This window comes from Streptomyces sp. GbtcB7 (genome assembly GCF_019091445.1).
In the GTDB taxonomy this organism is placed as follows: Bacteria; Actinomycetota; Actinomycetes; order Streptomycetales; family Streptomycetaceae; genus Streptomyces; species Streptomyces mirabilis.
In genome coordinates this window covers 91181-109201 of sequence record NZ_JAGXJM010000038.1, presented here as the reverse complement: position 1 = coordinate 109201, position 18021 = coordinate 91181, and the positions used below count along the sequence as shown (strand labels likewise).

12 protein-coding genes and 1 pseudogene are annotated in these 18021 nt (G+C 69.2%); 3 read left to right on the top strand and 10 right to left on the bottom strand.

Features of this window, described 5'->3' with window-relative positions; genetic code table 11:
• Nucleotides 1-146, bottom strand: a 146-nt coding sequence (locus tag KVT44_RS43775; RefSeq protein ID WP_302832182.1) for a sigma factor, incomplete at its 3' end; no start/stop codon positions are given.
• Nucleotides 147-453: 307 nt separating this feature from the next.
• On the opposite strand from KVT44_RS43775, the gene KVT44_RS43770 reads away from it, so the two are divergent.
• Nucleotides 454-1746: an IS256 family transposase gene (locus tag KVT44_RS43770; protein ID WP_254650704.1), complete on the top strand. Its 1293-nt coding sequence runs from the start codon at nucleotides 454-456 to the stop codon at nucleotides 1744-1746.
• A gap of 68 nt (nucleotides 1747-1814) precedes the next feature.
• Here KVT44_RS43770 and KVT44_RS43765 read toward each other — a convergent pair whose 3' ends face one another.
• The gene (locus KVT44_RS43765) at nucleotides 1815-2111 is read right to left on the bottom strand and encodes a helix-turn-helix domain-containing protein (RefSeq protein WP_308314267.1); all 297 of its coding nucleotides are present in this window, start codon (nucleotides 2109-2111) and stop codon (nucleotides 1815-1817) included.
• Between KVT44_RS43765 and KVT44_RS43760 the strand changes: the two genes are divergently transcribed.
• Nucleotides 2044-2268, top strand: coding sequence for a hypothetical protein (locus KVT44_RS43760; protein ID WP_254650717.1), 225 nt, complete (start codon nucleotides 2044-2046; stop codon nucleotides 2266-2268). The two genes, KVT44_RS43765 and KVT44_RS43760, sit on opposite strands and share 68 nt — an antisense overlap.
• 245 nt (nucleotides 2269-2513) lie before the next feature.
• On the opposite strand, the gene KVT44_RS43755 is transcribed toward KVT44_RS43760, so the two are convergent.
• Nucleotides 2514-5636 (bottom strand): discoidin domain-containing protein, encoded by a 3123-nt coding sequence (locus KVT44_RS43755; protein ID WP_217573575.1) that lies wholly within the window; start codon nucleotides 5634-5636, stop codon nucleotides 2514-2516.
• Between the two features lie 664 nt (nucleotides 5637-6300).
• Between KVT44_RS43755 and KVT44_RS43750 the strand changes: the two genes are divergently transcribed.
• Nucleotides 6301-8433: a hypothetical protein gene (locus KVT44_RS43750; RefSeq protein WP_217573573.1), complete on the top strand. Its 2133-nt coding sequence runs from the start codon at nucleotides 6301-6303 to the stop codon at nucleotides 8431-8433.
• A gap of 59 nt (nucleotides 8434-8492) precedes the next feature.
• Here KVT44_RS43750 and KVT44_RS43745 read toward each other — a convergent pair whose 3' ends face one another.
• From KVT44_RS43745 to KVT44_RS58915, 7 genes and pseudogenes are all read right to left on the bottom strand, one after another.
• Nucleotides 8493-9494, bottom strand: a complete 1002-nt coding sequence (locus tag KVT44_RS43745) for a hypothetical protein (protein WP_217573571.1) — start codon at nucleotides 9492-9494, stop codon at nucleotides 8493-8495.
• 56 nt (nucleotides 9495-9550) lie between these two features.
• Nucleotides 9551-10831 (bottom strand): TRAP transporter large permease subunit, encoded by a 1281-nt coding sequence (locus KVT44_RS43740; protein ID WP_217573568.1) that lies wholly within the window; start codon nucleotides 10829-10831, stop codon nucleotides 9551-9553.
• Between the two features lie 3 nt (nucleotides 10832-10834).
• Nucleotides 10835-11446, bottom strand: coding sequence for a hypothetical protein (locus KVT44_RS43735; protein WP_217573566.1), 612 nt, complete (start codon nucleotides 11444-11446; stop codon nucleotides 10835-10837).
• Nucleotides 11443-13572 (bottom strand): hydantoinase/oxoprolinase family protein, encoded by a 2130-nt coding sequence (locus KVT44_RS43730; RefSeq protein ID WP_217573564.1) that lies wholly within the window; start codon nucleotides 13570-13572, stop codon nucleotides 11443-11445. Before KVT44_RS43730 ends, KVT44_RS43735 begins: the two co-directional genes overlap by 4 nt.
• A gap of 100 nt (nucleotides 13573-13672) precedes the next feature.
• Complete coding sequence (locus tag KVT44_RS43725; RefSeq protein ID WP_217573562.1) at nucleotides 13673-15271, bottom strand: FAD-dependent oxidoreductase; 1599 nt, start codon at nucleotides 15269-15271, stop codon at nucleotides 13673-13675.
• 56 nt (nucleotides 15272-15327) lie between these two features.
• Nucleotides 15328-16353 carry a LacI family DNA-binding transcriptional regulator gene (locus tag KVT44_RS43720; RefSeq protein ID WP_217573579.1) on the bottom strand — a complete coding sequence of 342 codons (1026 nt, stop codon included), beginning with the start codon at nucleotides 16351-16353 and terminating at the stop codon, nucleotides 15328-15330.
• A 176-nt stretch (nucleotides 16354-16529) separates the two neighbouring features.
• Nucleotides 16530-16826: pseudogene (locus KVT44_RS58915) on the bottom strand (hypothetical protein); the annotation flags it as partial.
• Nucleotides 16827-18021: the final 1195 nt, after the last annotated feature.

Below are 18021 nucleotides of genomic sequence, written 5' to 3'. Positions count from 1 at the left end.
TTGTCGTGGGACCGCCAGGCCCGCAGGTACGTCTCCTGCACCAGGTGCTCGGCATCATGTATCGAACCGACGATGCGATACCAGTGGACCAGCAACTCGGGCCGGAACGGCTCGGCCAGACGGGCGAACTCCTCGCCAGCCGGCATCACCGTCGCCCCCCGGCGTCGTGCGATACCCCGTTGACAACCTCAATGCCCACGATCCGATCACGTGAACAGCCCACGGCCGTCACCTCGGCACCTACCTGATCAAGTTCAAGCGCACCACCGACGCCCCTGTCCGTCACTGCCACTACCCACTCCCTGCGCGACGATCGCACACAATAGAGACCCAGCAGACCGGGAAAACTCATCGCACTCGTAGAGGGCCGGTACCAACTCACATGACCCCGCGACAACGCAGAGCGGGACTGTGAATCGTTCGGTGTAACTCCCGATCATGGAAGGTGCATCGATGACCAGTGAGAACCTGACCGAGCATGAGGCTGTCGAGTCGGCAGCGGCTGTGTCGGCGAAAGCCGTGGACGATCAGCTGATCATCGAGTTGGTGAGCCGGGCCCAGGCCGAGGGCCTGCAGCTGACCGGCGAGGGCGGGCTGCTGCAGCAGTTGACCAAGCGACTGCTGGAGTCCGCTCTCGAAGGCGAGATCACCGATCACCTCCGCTATGACAAGCACGATCCGGTCGGCAAGGACGGAGGCAATTCCCCTAACGGCAAACGCTCCAAGACCGTCTTGACCGACGTGGGACCGGTGGAGATAACAGTGCCCCGCGACCGGGACGGTTCCTTCGAACCGAAGATCGTCAAGAAGCGGCAGAAGCGCCTGACCGGCGTCGACGAGATGGTCATCTCGCTGGCCGCGAAAGGACTGACCACCGGTGAAGTCCAGGCCCACCTGGCGGAGGTCTATGGCGCCGAGGTCTCCCGCCAGACCGTCTCCACCATCACCGACAAAGTGCTGGAAGGCGTGGCCGAATGGCAGAGCCGTCCGCTCGACGCCGTCTATCCGGTCATCTTCATCGACGCTATCCATGTCAAGATCCGTGACGGTGCGGTCGCCAACCGGCCCATCTACGTGGCCCTGGCCGTCACCGCCGAGGGCCGGCGGGAGATTCTGGGGCTGTGGGCCGGCGATGGCGGTGAGGGCGCCAAACACTGGCTCCACGTCCTCACCGAGATCAAGAACCGCGGCGTCGGCGACGTCCTCATGCTGGTCTGCGACGGGCTCAAGGGCCTGCCTGAGGCGGTGGAGACCGTCTGGCCGCAGACGATCGTGCAGACCTGCGTGGTCCATCTGCTGCGGAACTCGTTCCGTTATGCCGCCCGCCAGGATTGGGACAAGATCGCGGGGCTCCTCAAGCCGGTCTACACGGCACCGACCGAGGAGGCCGCCCTGGACCGATTCGCGGAGTTTGCCGATGCCTGGGACAGGAAGTATCCGGCGATCGTGAAACTGTGGGAGAACGCGTGGGGGGAGTTCACTCCGTTCCCGCGGTTCGACACCGAGATCCGCCGGATCGTCTGCACGACGAATGCGATCGAGTCGGTCAACGCGCGGATCCGGCGAGCGGTCAAAGCCCGCGGACACTTCCCCAACGAGCAGGCCGCGTTGAAGTGCGTCTACATGGCGATCATGTCGCTCGACCCCACCGGCAAGGGCCAGGCCCGCTGGACCCTGCGCTGGAAGACCGCGCTGAACGCCTTCGACATCACCTTCGACGGCCGCCTCTCAGCAGCCCGCCAGTAACCAACAAGCCCGGTTACACCGCTCGTTTGACAGACCTTCCGCGTGTGGTCGCGGGGAAGGCCAGGCCATCAGGCTGCTTGGTGTTGGAAGGTGCGGCGATAGGCCGTGGGGGTGATTCCGAGGGTGTCACGGAATCGGGCGCGCATGTTGGTGCTGCTGCCGAGGCCGCACCGGATGGCGATCTGTTCCACCTGGAGGTCGGTGGTCTCCAGGAGTTCTCGCGCGCGGTTGCTGCGGGCGGTGAGGAGCCATTGGTGGGGGCTGACGCCGGTTTCCTGGCGCCATAGGCGGGTCAGGGTGCGTGGGGAGACGCCGGTAGGGCTGACCGAAGGACTCGAAGCGCTCGCCGAAGCGGACACGATCATCGTCCCGGGCTTCGAGGACTACCGGCGTCCTACGCACCCACGGGTGATGGCCGCCCCCGAACTCGCCGGCCGCGCCGGGATACGCATCGCCGCCATCTGTACCGGCGCCTTCGCCGGCGCCTCGGCCGGACTGCTCTCGACCAGTGTCTCGACGTAGGCCTCAATGCGCGAGGAGGGCGGCACAACCGCGTCCTCCGAGTCAAGGTAGCGCTCGTACAGCTGACCACCAACTGATCCGTAAGGGAACTCCTGGCCGGCGGTTGCCGCCGAAGACGGAGTGCACCGCACCGGTGGTCAGACCCGCCAGAGAGGCAATGTCCTCCAGCCGCCGAGCGGCGGCACGCTGGGCCGCACCCTGTGCGTCGGATCATCCCAAGACGGACGTCTCCGGTGCGGTCGCTCCTACGCAATAGTGAGGGCGATGAGTGAGGCAGGGCCCGCGGCTGATGTGATCACCCGTAGTGCCACGTAGCGGGCGGTGCTGTCGGTGCGCAGGACGCCACGCGCCGACAGTTGCGCTGCGCCGCTGTACGTACGGCCGTCCAGGCTGAACTCGACTTGGGATGCTGGGGCATGGCCCCCTCGCCACAGGGTCCGGATCTCGGTGATGTGCTGTTCGGCACCCAGGTCGACGACCATGCGACCGCCCGGACCGGGCGACCACGCGGTGCCTGCGTCGCCGTCGACTGCGGCCTTGGGGTCCGTCATACCGGGCGGCAACGGTGCGGTCGGGAAGGTGGTGCGGCCGACTGCCAGGTCGGCGAGGGGGTACGCCGTGGCGCGCGGCACGGTGACGGTGGTCGTGCGGCCCGCACGGACCGTGGCGTCGAGGCTCTTGCCCTGTGCCGAGACGGTGACGTGGCAGGAGGGCCCGTTGAGTCGTACGGTGCGGCCGTCGCACACCTCGGCGCGGAGCCCGACAGGAATGCGGGCGCCGGAGAGGACGATGCGCGGAGGCGCCAGGACGGCAGAGGCGGCGGACAGTTCGGCGTGGAAGGCCGTGCCCGATTCGGTGACGGTTTGAACGCCTTGGTAAAGGCGGATTCCTTCGGCAGGCGAACCCGGGATCGTCACGGTGGTGGTCACGGAGTCCGAGGAAAGGTTGAACAGGCTCAGGTGGTGGTCGGTGAGGGCTGCCTTCACCTGTGCGGACTGCGTCGACGGGGTCTTGTGGGCGGCCGCGGTACGCAGCTCCTCGGGCGTTGCGCCGGGGAGTGCCTCGACCAGGACGCTCTCGGCCGGTCCGTCGGAGAGGACGACAGTGTCGCCGTATACCGAGAGCGGGTTGGCGCCGCCTCGTACGAGGAGACCCGCGCGGCCGTCGATGTCCAGCCATCCGCCGTGGCTGGTGAGGTTTGGTCGCGGCCAGGCACCCAGGTCGGTCCACTGCTGCCCGTCGACCGATCCCACTATCCGGTACGCACGGCCCGCTGCGGCCTCCCAGCGAAGCGTCACCCGGTCCACGTCCCGGGACGCGCCCAAGTCGACCGCGATCCAGCTGTCCGCCCGTGGACGGTCCGCGCGCGACACCGCCCAGCGGCTTGTGGCGTCACCGTCGACGGCGAGTGCGGGCTCCTTGCCCGGATCGAAGGAGGAGGCGGAGGCTGTCGACCCACCCCCGTGTGCCAGGTCGCCGCCCGAGGCTCCGTCACGTATCTCGAAGGCGTACAGCGAATAGCCGTACGACGGGTCGGGACGCACCCCGAGCATGCGCAGAAAACGGAACCGGCCGCGCGGAAAGGTGAGTTCGTCGACGCGCGGGCCGGCGGACGTGGTGGCATCGCTCCCGGCCACGACCGTCGTGCCTCCCTCGGCCACCTGATAGGTACGGTCCCCGTCCAGCCCCGGCATCCCGGGCATGGCCAGGTTGCGCACCTCCAAGTGGCCCTCGCCGTACGCCGTTCCGGAGGTCGCGTACACGACGGCGCCGGACGGCAACGTGGTGAACCCCGCATACCCGCTGTCCAGCGTGAGCAGGCTCGCGCTGCCTTCGAACCCGTCCCGCGGCAGCGAGTACGTGACGACCGAACGCCCGGTGATCTTGGCGCTGGTGCTCGGCAGGAACATCGGTGTCGTACCGCTGAGTGCGAACAGCCAGTCGTCATGGGCCGGTTGCCAGGCGAACTTCACGAAGCCGGACTTGCTGACGACACCGGACCACGCGCCCGGTGACTGATGGGAGACGAGGCCGGGACCCGAGCCGTGGTCGGTGACGCCGCTCGCCTGCTCGAAGAGCTCGCGCTGTGACAGGGGACGCACGGGTGCTTGCCCCGACCGGGCCCGCCACTCGTGCAGGAGGTAGCTGATGGCCAGTTCGGCCCGGGCCTCCGGCTCGTACTTGGGCTCGCCCGAGAACTTCGCGAGGCGGTACTGCGGCGGGTACTCCTGATACGCCTCCAGGCGCTCGGCCAGGGCCAGTTCACAGCGGGCCGCCGCGCGGTCGCCGACGACCTGGGCCAGGAAGGCGAGCGGAATGACGTCCCGGCCGTAGAGGTGCTCGCGATCGGCGACCATCGGCATCAGGGGCTCTCCCGCATCGCTCATCACTCCGAGGAGGGTCCGCCACAACGGCCCGGCATTCGGCTGCGCCGTGAGCACCTCGGGCAGGGTGTGGCCCGAGAGGAAGAAGTGGGCGCTGTTGCGTCCCGAAGTACGCCAGAGTTCTTCCTGATAGTGCGGGCCGAATGAGCCGTGGTTTTCGACGATGAACGTGTCGTAGAGGTTCTGCGCGGTGTTCGCGCTGACGGCGACCCCGTCCACGCGGGCCGGGTTGGCGAGGTCGGCGGCCGGCAGCCCCGCCTCGTTGCGGCTCCACCGGCCGAAGGCGGCGCGCCATGCCTCGTACCGCGGATCGTCGCTCGCCCAGGCCACACCTGGGGCCAGTGACTGGGCATAGACCCCCATCTCCTCCAACTTGGTGTCGCCCTCGAAGCCCCCGCTCAGGCCATGCGGGGTCCAGCCGCCCGAGTCGGGATCATCGACCGTGCCCAACTGCGTGGTGAACTGCGCCTGTTCGCGGGCAATGGTGTCGACGTCCTGGTGCGTCGCCTCGTCGAGGTCGTCCCACAACAGCCGGGCCGCGAGCACGAAGTACGACTGGAAGGTGGTGTCGAAGAACAGCTTGCGTCCCCACTGGGTGCCGCCGGTCAGCCGGTTGGATGCCGCAAAGTGCTTCACGGTGGCGAGGGTTCTGGCGCGCAGGGTGTCCTTGTCGACTCCGGCCCGCTCGGCGTCGTACGGGCCCCGGGTCAGCAGGACGGCGTTGCCGAGTACGACGGCGAAACCGAAATCCTTGTCGGTGTAGTGGCCTTGGGCCGGGTCCCATTGCTGTTCCGACCACCGGGTGTGTGAGAGCAGGACGCGGTAGTACGTGTCGGAGACAGGGTCCGCTCCTGGGGCGGCCGTGGTTGTCGCGGCGGAGGCCCGGCCCGAACTCAAGATGAGCGGGAAGCCGGTCACGATGCCGGAAGTGCCGAGCAGTTGCATGACTTGACGGCGTGTGAACCCCACGGCGTGCTGCGACATCGACGCAACCTTTCGACAACGTTGTCAGGGCGTGCGGTCATTTTGTGGTCGTCCCGTCAGCACGTCAAGGCTCTCGGAGCCCCTTGCGGTACGCGGCGGGTCACGTGTGACGATCGGCGTACGCGTACCTTCGGTTCAATCAAGCATTTCCTGCAGCACCGTTGACCGGCCGGTCGAACGCCACTTAGGTTTCCTGGAGGCGAAAGCGCTTGCTGCAGCCCGCCGTTCACCCCGCACGGCCCAATGGGCCGTGCTCCCGCGCCACGTCATTCGCCCCTCTGATGGAGAGATCCTCGCGATGATGCGCACGCCGCGTTTTTCTTCCCGATGCCTTTCTGTCCGCAATGGCAACGTTGTCATCGCGGGTGACCGGCGACCGTCGACGGCGATTTGCGGGCCGCTGACCGGCCCTCGCGCGAGTTCTGCGCACCGCCGCGGATCCGGAGGCGGCGCGCGGCTGGCGTCCGGCCCTGCGCCGGGGCGCGACACGCTCCGTCGCGGATCCGGCGGGCTGCGCCCAGATCGCGGCAGCCATCGGGCTGTGCGTCGCGTTCCTGTGGATGCTCCCGCTGCTCGCCCCGCTCCTGCCCGGGCCGCTGGCCTTTGCCATCACGGCCGTCGAACTCCGTATCGACCCTCCCTCCGACGAAAGGTGATCTCCGCCATGCCTCCTGTGAGCCGTCGTCTCTTCCTCGGCGCGGCCTCGGCCGCCTTCCTTGCGGCAGGCACCGGACCCGCCGCCGCGGTGTCGGACACCATCCGACACAGAACCAGAGACTGGACCTTCGAGAACGACTCCCTGCGTTCCACCGTGACCTACCAGAACGGCGGGATCCACCTCACGCGGATCCTCAACAAGCGCGCCGGAAACGACTACCTGAGCGCCCCCTCGCTGCTCTTCGCCCACGAACTCGACGGCGCCGACACCGTCCGCGCGGACGACGGAGGGTGGCGCCTGGGAGCGACGACCAGGGAACTCATCACCGTACGCACGAAGGAGAGGTCCTGGCGGGTCGGGGAGCGCGTCCGCATTGCCCTGCACAGAACCGCGCCCCGCCCGTTCCGCGTCACCCTGGTCTTCGAGATCTACGACGGCGACGCGGGCCTGCGCTACTTCACCCTCGTACGCAACGAGGACACGGCCCGTGAACTCACCCTCACCCGCTCCACCGTGATCGACCTGCGGCTGCCGGACGAGCCGCACACCCTCCACTACGTCCCGAACATGAAGTGGTTCAGCACCCGCGGGTCCCTGAGCACCGACCCCGTCGGCAGGTCCTGGCCGAAGAAGGCCCTCACCGTGTACGACACCGGGCACGGCTGGAGCGTGAGCCCCGAGCTCAACTGGAAGACGCAGCGCGGCAACGGCAACTACCCGACCGACTACATGCTGCCGCCGTTCGCGGGCATCAACGCCTGGCACGAGCAGGACACCGTCTCCGTGGACACACACCCCGAATCGCTTCAACTGACGCTGCTGTCGGGTGAGGAGTTCGAGTATCTCGCGGTGAACCTGACCGTGTTCAAGGGGGATGTCGTCGACGGCAAGATGGCCGACGAACTGCACTTCCGCAAGCGCTTCAAGTACCACGACACCACCACGCTCTTCCACCAGAACGACTGGGACTACCGCGGCGGCCCGGGCCACGAACTGCCCGCCGGCTACCACTACGACACCGTCATCCCGCAGACGAGGCGGGCAGGCCTCGACATGGTGATGCTCGACGACTACTGGAACACCACGCGCGACTCCATCGAACCCAGCGACGCCATGAAGAAGTCCATCACCAGCCTGGCCACGCTCTCGAAGACCCTCAAGGACAACGGACTCGGCTTCGGCCTGTGGTTCTCCCTCACGGGAGACGGCCACCTCAAGGGCCGCGACCTCGCCGACCCGGCCCAACTCGCCTACAAGAGGGGGCAGATCGAGACGCTGCTCAACGACTACGGTGTCACCCAGCACATGATCGACCTCACCGAGTACTGGCAGAACGAGCAGACGACCGCCTACTCGCACGCGCGTGACAACGTCTACCGCAAGGCCGTCCTCACCAGGACGATGCTCAACGACCTGGTGACGAAGAACCCTCAGTACCTGCCCAAGCTCACCAGTGAACTCGACATCGCTCCCACTCAGGGCGACCGCAACAACGGCCTGCTGCACATCGCGTACAACGGCTGGAACACCTCCAACGGAGGTGTCACCGGAGAGGACCTGTCGCTTCGCACGGCGCTCACCGCGTTCGGACACCTGCCGATGGGGGCGACGTACATGAACGGCGGCAAGATGACCGGCCGCATGGAGGACTACTACTCCTACATGGCCGTCCGCGCGGTCAAGTTCGGCCAGGACCCCGGCGACGCGACCAAGTGGCCCGAGGCGGCGGTGCGGCTGATGGGCGTCTTCAACGCCTGGCGCAGGCGGCCCGAGATCACCGCCCTGACGGACGGCCAGTTCCTGCCCGTCCACCTGGGCCAGGGCTGGGACACGACGCAGTGGGACAGCAGCAAGGGCCCGTACGTGTGGATGTGGGCGGACGCCCGGAGCCGCACCGCGCTCCTCATCGCGACCGCCGCCGGCACCGCGCAGACGGTCGTCGATGCCAAGGTGCGCTGGCTCAAGGACCGTACGACCTACGCCGTCACCGACATCACGATCGACGACGACGGCAGCCAGTCCCACACCGCGAAGGGCGAGTTCACGGGCGAGCAGCTGCGCACCGAGGGACTGCCGATCGACCTGTCCGAGAACACCTCGAAGGGCAAGGCGTTCTGGTTGGAGGCTGTGATGCGGTGAGGTGTTGGGTCCCTCTCCGGTGACGGGTTCCGGACGTCACCGGAGGGGGACCCGGCGGTTCAGCCTCGGGCCATCGCGATGGCCCCCGCGAGCCTCTCTCCCGCCTCGTAGATCATGTATGGGACGCCGCCGTCGGTGCCGAAGGAAGGTGCCGCGGCGCGCCCGTTCTCCGGAGCTGTGTTGTGCGAGTCGTAGAAGACGCCGAGGTGATTGCGCTTGCTGAAGTCGTTGCCGACTTCGGTGAGCATGATGTCGCCGCCGCTCTCCTTGTCCTTGTTGTAGACGACGTAGGTGCTGTTGTTGCGGTAGAGAAGGTGCGGGCCGCCGACGTTGACGGCGCCGACGTCGCCGTGCCGGATCAGTGGCTGCTGGTCGTAGGTCCAGGTGCGGCCGTCGGCGGACCAACCCCAGTGGATGTCACGGTGGTTGGTGGTGTTGTTGAGCATGAAGACCATCACGTAGCGGGCGTTGCGTGAGGGCAGGTCGTGGCGGAAGACCCGGGCGTACGACGTCTCCGTGGTGCCTGCCGGGAGCATGGATGCCGACAGGACGACCTTGTCGTACGTGAAGTGGATCCCGTCGGCCGAGCGGGCGAGGCGGGTCGTGGTGTTCTCTCCGTGGAAATACAGCCAGAACTCCTTGACGTCCGCGTTCCACAGCACGTGGGGGGACGAGACATGGCTGACAGAGTAGTGCGGGGACCAGTTGTTGGAGACGATCGGGTTCGACGGGTACTCCGTGAACGGCCCTTCCAGCGAGTCGCCGTATGCCAGGCAGATCCCACCGGGCGCGTCGTGCGGCGCGTAGTACAGGTAGTAACGGCCGAGGGGGGAGCTCAGCTTGTCGTAGACGCCTCTGATGCAGGGGAAGATGATCTCGCCGGTGGGGTTGTACTCCAGCTGAGATGGCGTCAGAAGGGTGCGGACGTAGGTGTAGTCGGGGAATCCGCCGGGCGCCGCGGCCGCGGGCTGGGCGCCCAGGGCCGTCCCGACGGCGACGGCGGCTCCGGTGGCGGCGGTGGCGCGCAGGAAGAGACGCCGGTCGAGGTGAGGCTCGTGCATGGTCGGCTCCAATGCCAGAAGGTTGCCGCTCGGCGGGCCCGGACGGGGCCGCGGGCTCAGAGGTAGGTGGCGGCGGTGACGCACAGGCCGCCGAGGGCGACCGCCCAGACGTACGGCAGGGTGCGCACCATGACCTGTTGGGGAGTGACGCCCGCGTACTGGGCGCTCCACACGGTCTGTGTGCTGGTGGGATCGGCGACGCCGAAGACCTGGTTGTACGAGGTGGCCATGCCGAGGACCGCGGCCGCGGGGTAGATGCCGGTGGCGATGAGGACGCCGGCGATGCCCGCGCCGAGCCCGAACACGTTGAGGGGGCCGCGGTAGAGGCACAGCGGGACGAGGAGCGTGAAGACGAGGACGAACACCACGGGGTTGTGCGGGCTGACGGCCTTGACGAGCGGTTCGAGTGCGTCCACGGCGCCGGGCAGTTTCACGGCCGCGAGCAGGATGCCGATGGCGATGAACAGGGCGATCGGCGGGGCGGCCACCTCGAAGCCGCCGTACAGGGTGCGCAGCAGCCGCTTGTTCATCTCGCCGGGCCGGGTCGTGGTGACCAGCGCGTACAGGACGCCCGCCAACAGCGAGGGGATGATGGCGAGTTCGAAGCCCAGGGCGAGAACGAGCGGGACGGCGGGGGCGAGCAGCGCGTACCAGGGTGCGTCGCCCAGCTGCACGCGTCGTGAACGAGGCTTCGCGTCGACGGACTTGAGCGACCAGGCGTGCTCGGTGCCACGTCGTCGCGTCTCGACGAGGACGAACGCGAGGGCGGCGGCCAGGGCGAACGGGAAGAGCTTCACCATGAAGCCGCGCACGGTCGGGATCGGCAGATTCAGCGCGGTGGAGAAGAACTGCCACACCGGCAGCTCGAAGGGGATGCCCACGGCGATGCCCATCAGCACCGTGCCCGCTGCGGTCACCTTGGGCACGCCGACGGCAATCATGGCGGGGATGCCGATGATGCCGGCGAGCATGGCGGCGGGTGCCGAGCCGGTCACCGTACCGACGAGTGCGGACACGGCGAGGACGCCGAGGGCCACCACGGTCGGGCGGTCACCGCCGAACTCGACGATCTTGCGGACGAGCGTGCCCGCGATGCCGGTCTCGTCGAGGAGCTTGCCCAGCCAGGACCCCAGAATGATCGCGATCATGGTGGCGGCCAGGGTCGGCGCGCCTTCCTGGAGAACGGTGTCCAGCACGCTGTTCTTGCCGGTGAGCGGGGCCCCGGCAAGGAAGGCGATGGCGACGGCGAGCAGGGCCAGCGCGAAGGCGGTGGGCAGTCTGCGGGTGAGCATCAGGGCGACGCCGGCCGCCATGACGAGAAGGATGACGACACCCATGAGTCAGTTCTCTCTTCCGGGCCGGGTGAGCGCAGCGCGAAGCGCGGCAGTGAGGAGCAGGGGGCTGCGACCGAGTCCGCAGACGGTCCTGGCATAGGCGTGCGCGGCGACCTCCTCCGCACCGGCGACATGGCCGGCCATGCGGTGGCGTCCGAGGCGCAGCACGGTGTGGTCGAGCGCTTGTTTCAGAGCTGCCTTCGCAGGGCCGTGGTGGAGGTGGGCGTGCACGGCCTCGTGGGCGAGCGCGGCCGCTCGCACCGAGCCCGGCGGGTACCAGGCACGCCAGCCACGGGCGTCGGCCAACTCCTCGGCGAGAGTGAGGGTGTCGGTGTAGAGCTCGACCGTCGGCGGCCGTGACGTGTAGCGGGCGAGCAGCATCCGCTCCAAGCCGCCGTCCCGCTCGACCACGCGCGCGGTGGACGGGACGGGGGCGAGCCGGGATCCGAACTCGTCGGCCCTACGGGCCCATTGCCGCAGTAGCTCGCGGTCGCGACCCTCGTGGGTGGGCGTGGCGGCCAGTAGCCGTACGGCCCATTCGACGTCGTCGACGGACGCCAGATCCGGATCCCTCAACTCCCTCTCCTGGACGGTGAGCTCATCCGCTGTGGCCGTCATGACCGCACCTCCAGGACCGCGACCACCGGCTCGTCGGACGCGCGGGCCCGCAACTCGCTGTGGGCCAGCGCGAGCAGAGGCTGCGGATCGAGGACGCCGGACAGGTCGGCGATGCGGGAGCCGAGCAGCAGCCGCAGGGCCGGAGAGCGTACCCCGCCGTCGCCGTACGAGGTGGACTCGCCCACGAGCCGGGCGAGCACCTCCGGGGCGCCGGCCACGGTGGTGGTCTCCACGCGGGCGTCGGCGGCGTGGTGGCGCACGACGCCGTCCACGTCGACGATCCGTATGGGACGGCGGGTCGGCCGCAAGCGGTGGCGCGTCTGCGTGCCGTAGACGGTGTGGGCGGCCGTGCCCGCGAGGACGTGGACCGCCGCGGGGTCGGTCTTGAGACTGGTCGCCGCGGCACGCAGCCGCTCGGTGTCGTCGGCGCGGTGGGACCGGTCCTGGGTGCGCAGTTCGGTGGCGCCGGTCGCGACCGCGCGCACGGTGTTGGTCTGCGGGTCGACGGTGACCTCGACCTCGACGCCTTCGGCGGCGGCGCCCTGGGCGACGACAGCCTGCTCCGCCTCGGCCCGGATGGCGAGGATCTGTTCCTGCGTGGCGCCGGGCACGATCCGCTCGACCTGTTCCCGTACGAGCGCGAGGGCGACGCCGATGGGGCTGATGACCTCGTTGTGGCGGGCGATCCGGCCCTCCATGCCGCTGGTGTCAGCGAGGTGCGGGGTGACGGACGCGGCACCGCCGCCTCCGCCGACGAGGACCGCCGTGTCCCTGTCGAGGCGGTAGTCGCGGATCATGGCGTCCACCACCGTCTTCACCTGGGCGATGCCCGCGTCGAGGATCTGCGTGGCCGCGGTCGCGACGTCGGTGCCGAGCGCGGCGGCCAGCGGAGCGATCGCGGCGCGCGCCGTCTCGGGGGCGCAGTGGGCGAAGTCGCCCTCGGGGACGCGGCCGAGGGCGTTGGCGGCACAGGTCATGGTGACGGCGAACCGCCCGCCCGCCGCGTCGATCACGGCGTAGTCGGCGGGGTCGCCGTCCATGGGTCGGACGGTGTCCACCTTGGCGTCGCGCAGTTGGTCGGGGGAGGCGAAGCAGGCGTACGGCAGTCCCGCGATGTGGGCGCTGCGCGGTCCCACGCCCGTCACCCGGCCTTCGCCGATCCGCACCATGGAGCCGCCGCCGACGCCGACGGTGCGCACGTCGAGGGCGCTCAGGTAGGAGGTCTTGCCGAGGATGGTGGCGTGCCGGACGGCGACCTTGCCGCGGCGTACGATGCTGATGTCGGTCGAAGTGCCTCCGGTCTCCAGGAACACGCCCTCGCTCACACGCTCCTGCATCAGAGCGCCCGCGACTCCGGCAGCCGGTCCCGACAGGACCGTCAGGAGCGGTCGGCGGCGCATCTCGCCGAGCGCCATCACGCCGCCGTCGCAGCGCATCACCATCAGGGGCGCGGTCACGCCCGCCTTGGTGATGGAGGCATCGACGAGGTCGGCGGTGGCCAGCATGCGGGGCAGGATCGCCGCGTTGACCACGGCGGTGCGGGTGCGCTTGTGCAGCCCATACAGCGAGGTGATCTCGTGCGCGGCGGTCATGGGCAGCCCGTACGGCCGTGCCGCGTCCAGGACAGCCTGTTCGCCCTCGGGGCGGTCGACGCTGAACGGCTGGCTGGCGACGAGGACTTGTGCGCCTTCGCCCTTCAGCCGTTCGACGGCGTGGCGGACGGCTGCCTCGTCCTGAGGGTCGGTGACATGCGCGTAGGCCAGCGGAAGCCTTTTACCGGGGGCGAGTTCGAGCTTGCCGAACGAGGCGAGGCGGCGGGTGAGCACCGCTCCGGGGCCGGTCCCGATGCCGATCAGACCGACGGTCGCCACGTCGCCCTCCAGGAGGGCGTTGGTAGCCTGGGTCGTGCCGTGCGCCAGGAAGGCGACGTCGGCCGGGGCGCAGCCGGTCTGCTCCAGGAGCCGGTCGAGCGCCTCGACGATGCCGTGCGCGACGCCGTCCTCGTGATGGTGGCTGGTGGGGACCTTGACCTGCCCCAGGAGTTCGAGGGTCGTGGCGTCCACGGCCACGGCGTCGGTGAAGGTTCCGCCCACGTCGATGCCGACGCGGATGCGGGGTGTGTTCATGTCCGGGCACCTCCTTGTGCTGGATCGGTTCGCGCGGGCGGTCACCGGGCGGGGCGGGTGGAGCCGCCCCGCCCGGAACTCCCCTCCGCGCGTGGGTCGTTCAGTAGCCGCGTACGTCCGGCCAGTGGCGCTGCACGCCGTCGCGGTCGAGGAGCTGGGCGAACTCCTCGAACCGCTTGTCCTCGGCCTGCACCTGGTGCGGCTCGACGTCCTCGGCCACGCAGTGCGCGGCCAGGGCGCCGACGACCTCGCCGACGTTCCACTCCACCGGGTGGAGCCGGTAGCAGCCGTTGGTGATGTGCGTGGTGCCGATGTTCTTGCCGGCAGGCAGCAGGTTGCGCACCCGGCGCGGCACGAGCGCGCCGAGCGGGATCTCGAACGGCACGGACCCGATGTCGATGTAGTTGTCGCCGCCGGTCGAGGGATGCAGGTCGATGCGGTAGCTGCCGACACCCACCGAGTCGCGGTGGCGCGTGCCGCCGTAGGGGCCGACGAGGTCGATCGCCACGTCATGCTCCGTGACGGTGGTGACCGCCTTGATACGGCGGGACTCGCGGACGTACGCCGCCTTGGCCAGGCCGTCCGCCGTGCCGGTCACGTCCGGGCGGATGCGCAGGCCCGGGAAGCCGGTGCCGCCGTCCGCGCGCGGTGCCTCGGTCTGCAGCCAGTACAGCAGCGACAGCGACAACTGCCGTGCCTCGCACAGCGCTTCGGCCTCCTGGCCGATGTACGGCTTGAGCCAGTAGTCGTTGAGCGGCCAGTTGACGAGCGTGATGTCGGAGTCGAAGGCGCTGGGGGAGTGCAGCTTACGGGCGAGGATGCGGCGAAAGCCCCACAGTTCCTTGTCGCCGGCATCGGCGCTCTGGTCGGCGGAGACCCTGAGCGGGTCGAGGGTTGGGTTCGGCAGAAAGGTCCGCGGCACCGGCTCCAGCGTGCGCGGGTCGGGCGCCTCGAAGCCGAGCAGGGGGCCGGGCCAGAACGAGGGCTGGTAGGTGTGCCAGAAGTCGTAGTCCTGCGGGCGGTCGATCGTGTGGTCCTCGCCCTCGTGGTGGGAGAGTGCGAAGCAGACCGTGATGCCCTGCTGGTTGAGGGGCTGAGCCTCGTCCGGGGCGTGCGGCTCGTCGAACTCGGCGCGTGCCTCCGCCCCGTTCGCGTGTTCGACGCCCGCAAGCTGGAGGAGTGCGCCCGTCTCGGTAGCGTCCAGGACGTAACGCGCGGTCAGGGTGCGACGTGTCCCGTCGCGCAGGTCTTTCAGGGTTACCGACCGAATGACATCGTTGTCGGAATCGGCGGAAATCGGCCGGTGCTCTGTCAGTACGGTCAGCCGTCCCGCTGCCCGGTGGGGCGCGAGCATGCCCTCCAGGACGGCGAGGGCGACCCGTGGCTCGTGGCAGAGCTTGCTGACGCGGCCTGCTCCCGGGTTGAGGTCGGTGAGCGCCAGGGCCTCGGCCCGCAGCGGGTACCAGTGGCGGTAGTACTTCCGGATTTCCTCGCGCAGCCGCCGGTATGAGGCGGTCGTGCCGAACTGCTCGACCCATGGGTGCTCGTCGGGCGGTACGGCCTGGCTGGTGAGCTGGCCGCCGATCCAGTCCGTCTCCTCGGTGAGCACGACGCTGCGTCCTGCCCGGCAGGCGGCGAGTGCGGCGGCCACGCCACCAAGACCGCCGCCCACGACGAGGATGTCGGCTTCGGGTATCACGCTTCTCCTTGCTGCTGGTTCGCGTTTGTTGGGGGGTGGGTCTGCCTGGGGCGTGCTCAGGGACGGGCACGTGGCGGTCCGGCCGTCAGACCCGGGCGGAAGACACAACTGACGAGTGGTTCTCGCGCCTCCTCGCCCGTGACGAGCGCAGCCAGCAGACGTACGGCTGCGGCGCCCAACTGCGGCCGGGGGATGTCGAATCCGGTTGGTTCGGGTTCGCCCGCAAGGTCGGCGGGCGGGCTGCCGAGCAGGGCGAGAGACACCTCTCCGGGGCAGTCGAGGCCCGCCTCGCGCACGGCGGAGAGCAAGCCTCGCCAGGCCGCCCCAGTGTCGGTCTCTTCCGCGACGAAGGCCGTCACCCCTTCGCTGACCCAGGCGCGCACCCGTTCGAGCGTGAACTCCCGCTGCGGATCGACGGACCGGAAGACAGTCGTGGGCCTGGAGGGCAGACCTGCTGCTTCCAGCCCTTCCAGGAAGCCGCGCTGACGGTCCGTCGAGGCGGGCGCGTCGTCGTCCTCGCGGACGAGGACGATCCGCCGATGCCCCAACTCGGCCAGGTGTCCTACGACGTCACGCGTGGCTTCGACATAGTCCGCGCCCACCCATGCCACGCCCTCCAACTCCTCGCGGCGGCCCAGGTGCACGACCGGGAAGCCGTCCTCGACCAGCCGCTTGAGCTCCGCCCGGGGTGTGTGCCGACCGAGGAAGAGACAGCCGTCGGCGAGCCGGACCCGGCTCAGGGCGTCGGGCCCCGCGGCCCCCGCCCCGCCGGTGCTCGACCCGGTGAACAGCACCAGGTCGTAGCCGAGGGCCGCCGCCTCGCGCTCGACGCCGACCAGGAAGGGGTAGTACGAGTGCTGCACATCGGTCGGGAACGTGGCGGTGAAGCTGAAGACGCCGAGGAGGTTGTTGCGGGCGGCGGCCAGGCGTCGGGCGGCCGGGTCGGGCACGTAGCCGAGGCTGCGGGCTGCCTCCAGGACCCGCCGGCGGGTTTCCTCGGAGATGATGCGTCCCTTGCCGTCGGGCTTCGGGGAGAGCACCAGGGACACGGTCGCCTGGGACACTCCCGCGAGCCGAGCCACCTCGGCCTGCCGGGGCCGTGACGTACGCCCGGCCGGAGCGGGCGTCCGCCCGGGCCGCTTCCTGTGTTCCACAGTGGTTCTCTCCTCAGGGGCAGGGTCCGGCTCTGTCGGCGGCGCCGTTAATGCGTATTAGGTAATGCGTATTAACAAGACTGTGCACTTCCTCGCTCGGCGGGTCAAGAGTTGGGACAGAAGTCTCCGTGAGGGCGTGAATATCCCGGGGGAGTCGCGGGGACTGCGCCCCGGGTCCGTCCCGCGGCGGCTGGGAGGCCGGCGCGGGTGGCTTCGAGTTGATCGGTGGATGTGATGCCGAGGAACAGAGCGACACCGGTCAGGTTGGCTCACGGCAGCAGCGCGACGAAGGCGGTGAGTGGCCCGCACACGGCGCCGAACGAACCGTACTTCGCGACGGAGAGCGAGATCAGTCACCCGGCCGCGATCCACAGCACCAGATGGACCGCTGAGCCGAACGCCGGCCTGTCCCGGCTGAGTCTCCTGGCCGCGGCCCGCATCAGGCCGCGAGGGCTCCACTTGCCGGCGCTGTGTGCGGGCGAGGCCTGACGCGGCCGGAGGACCTGCGAGGACGAGACGTGGCCGAGGCCTGCGAGGACGAGACGTCGGCGATGGATCCCGCGCCTGTCTGCGCATCGACGGAGCTGTCGCCCGGGTACCGAGGCAGGGGCCGGTGAGGTTGGTGTCCCTGACCTTTCCGAAGACCTTGGGCTCGATCGACTCGACCGTGCCCTCGCGCAAGGGCGGTCCTCCCGCCGCGGCGCGGCCAGTTCCTCTCGTTCGCTGCTGGTCGGGCCGTCACGTTCGCCCGCGTCGACCTCGGCCTGCTTCCCCCGGTCAGGCACCGCGGTCTCGGCCGGATCGATGTCCTTGGCGACCTCCCGGGGCTGAACCCCTGATCTCGGATGTCCGCCAAAGCGGATCAAGCCCAGCGGGTAACCACGTCGCTGCCGCGGCGTACGGCATCGTGTTGTTTGGCCTCCGGCATCGACCCTGCGGAGTGTGCCCGCCGAGCCGCGCAGAGCATCCAGGTCCTCTTCCGCCACTACGCCAAGTTCCTGGCCGAAGCGCGCAACCATGCTCAGAGCTGCGATACCGGTGGGAGACATCGGGAGTCGGGCCGCATTTCGACTCGTTGCTCAGGTGTGCGCCCAGCAGGGCGCCTGACGGTCATCATCTGCCCCGGTCAGGCGTCCTCTTTCGTGTCTAGAAGAAGCCCAGCTTCCTCGGCGAGTACGACACCAGTAGGTTCTTCGTCTCATGGTGGTACACGTGCCGTACCGCTGTTGACCGGCAGGAATGGTGGCTGCGGCGTCATCAGTGGGACCGCTGGTCCGTGAATGGCCCGGATCTTGGTCGCTGCGTCGCGGATCGAAGCGGTGCGCGGGCCAAGCACTCGTACAGCGAAGCCCAGCATTTGGGGGCCGAGTCCCGCACCGGAGGCAACATCTCGGACCGCGCGTCCACGCCGCTCGTGTGGCACGACGGCACCGTCTGGCGTCGGCGACGTGTCGCCCGGCCGTCGGACCGCAGGCCTCGTAGACTGCGACCGCAGGCGACGACACCGCACCACGCCCCCGACCCACACGCGTCCATCGGCCCCGACCCTGGCCCTTCGCGACCTCCAGCCCAACCCCGCGGGACCGTCACCCGCTG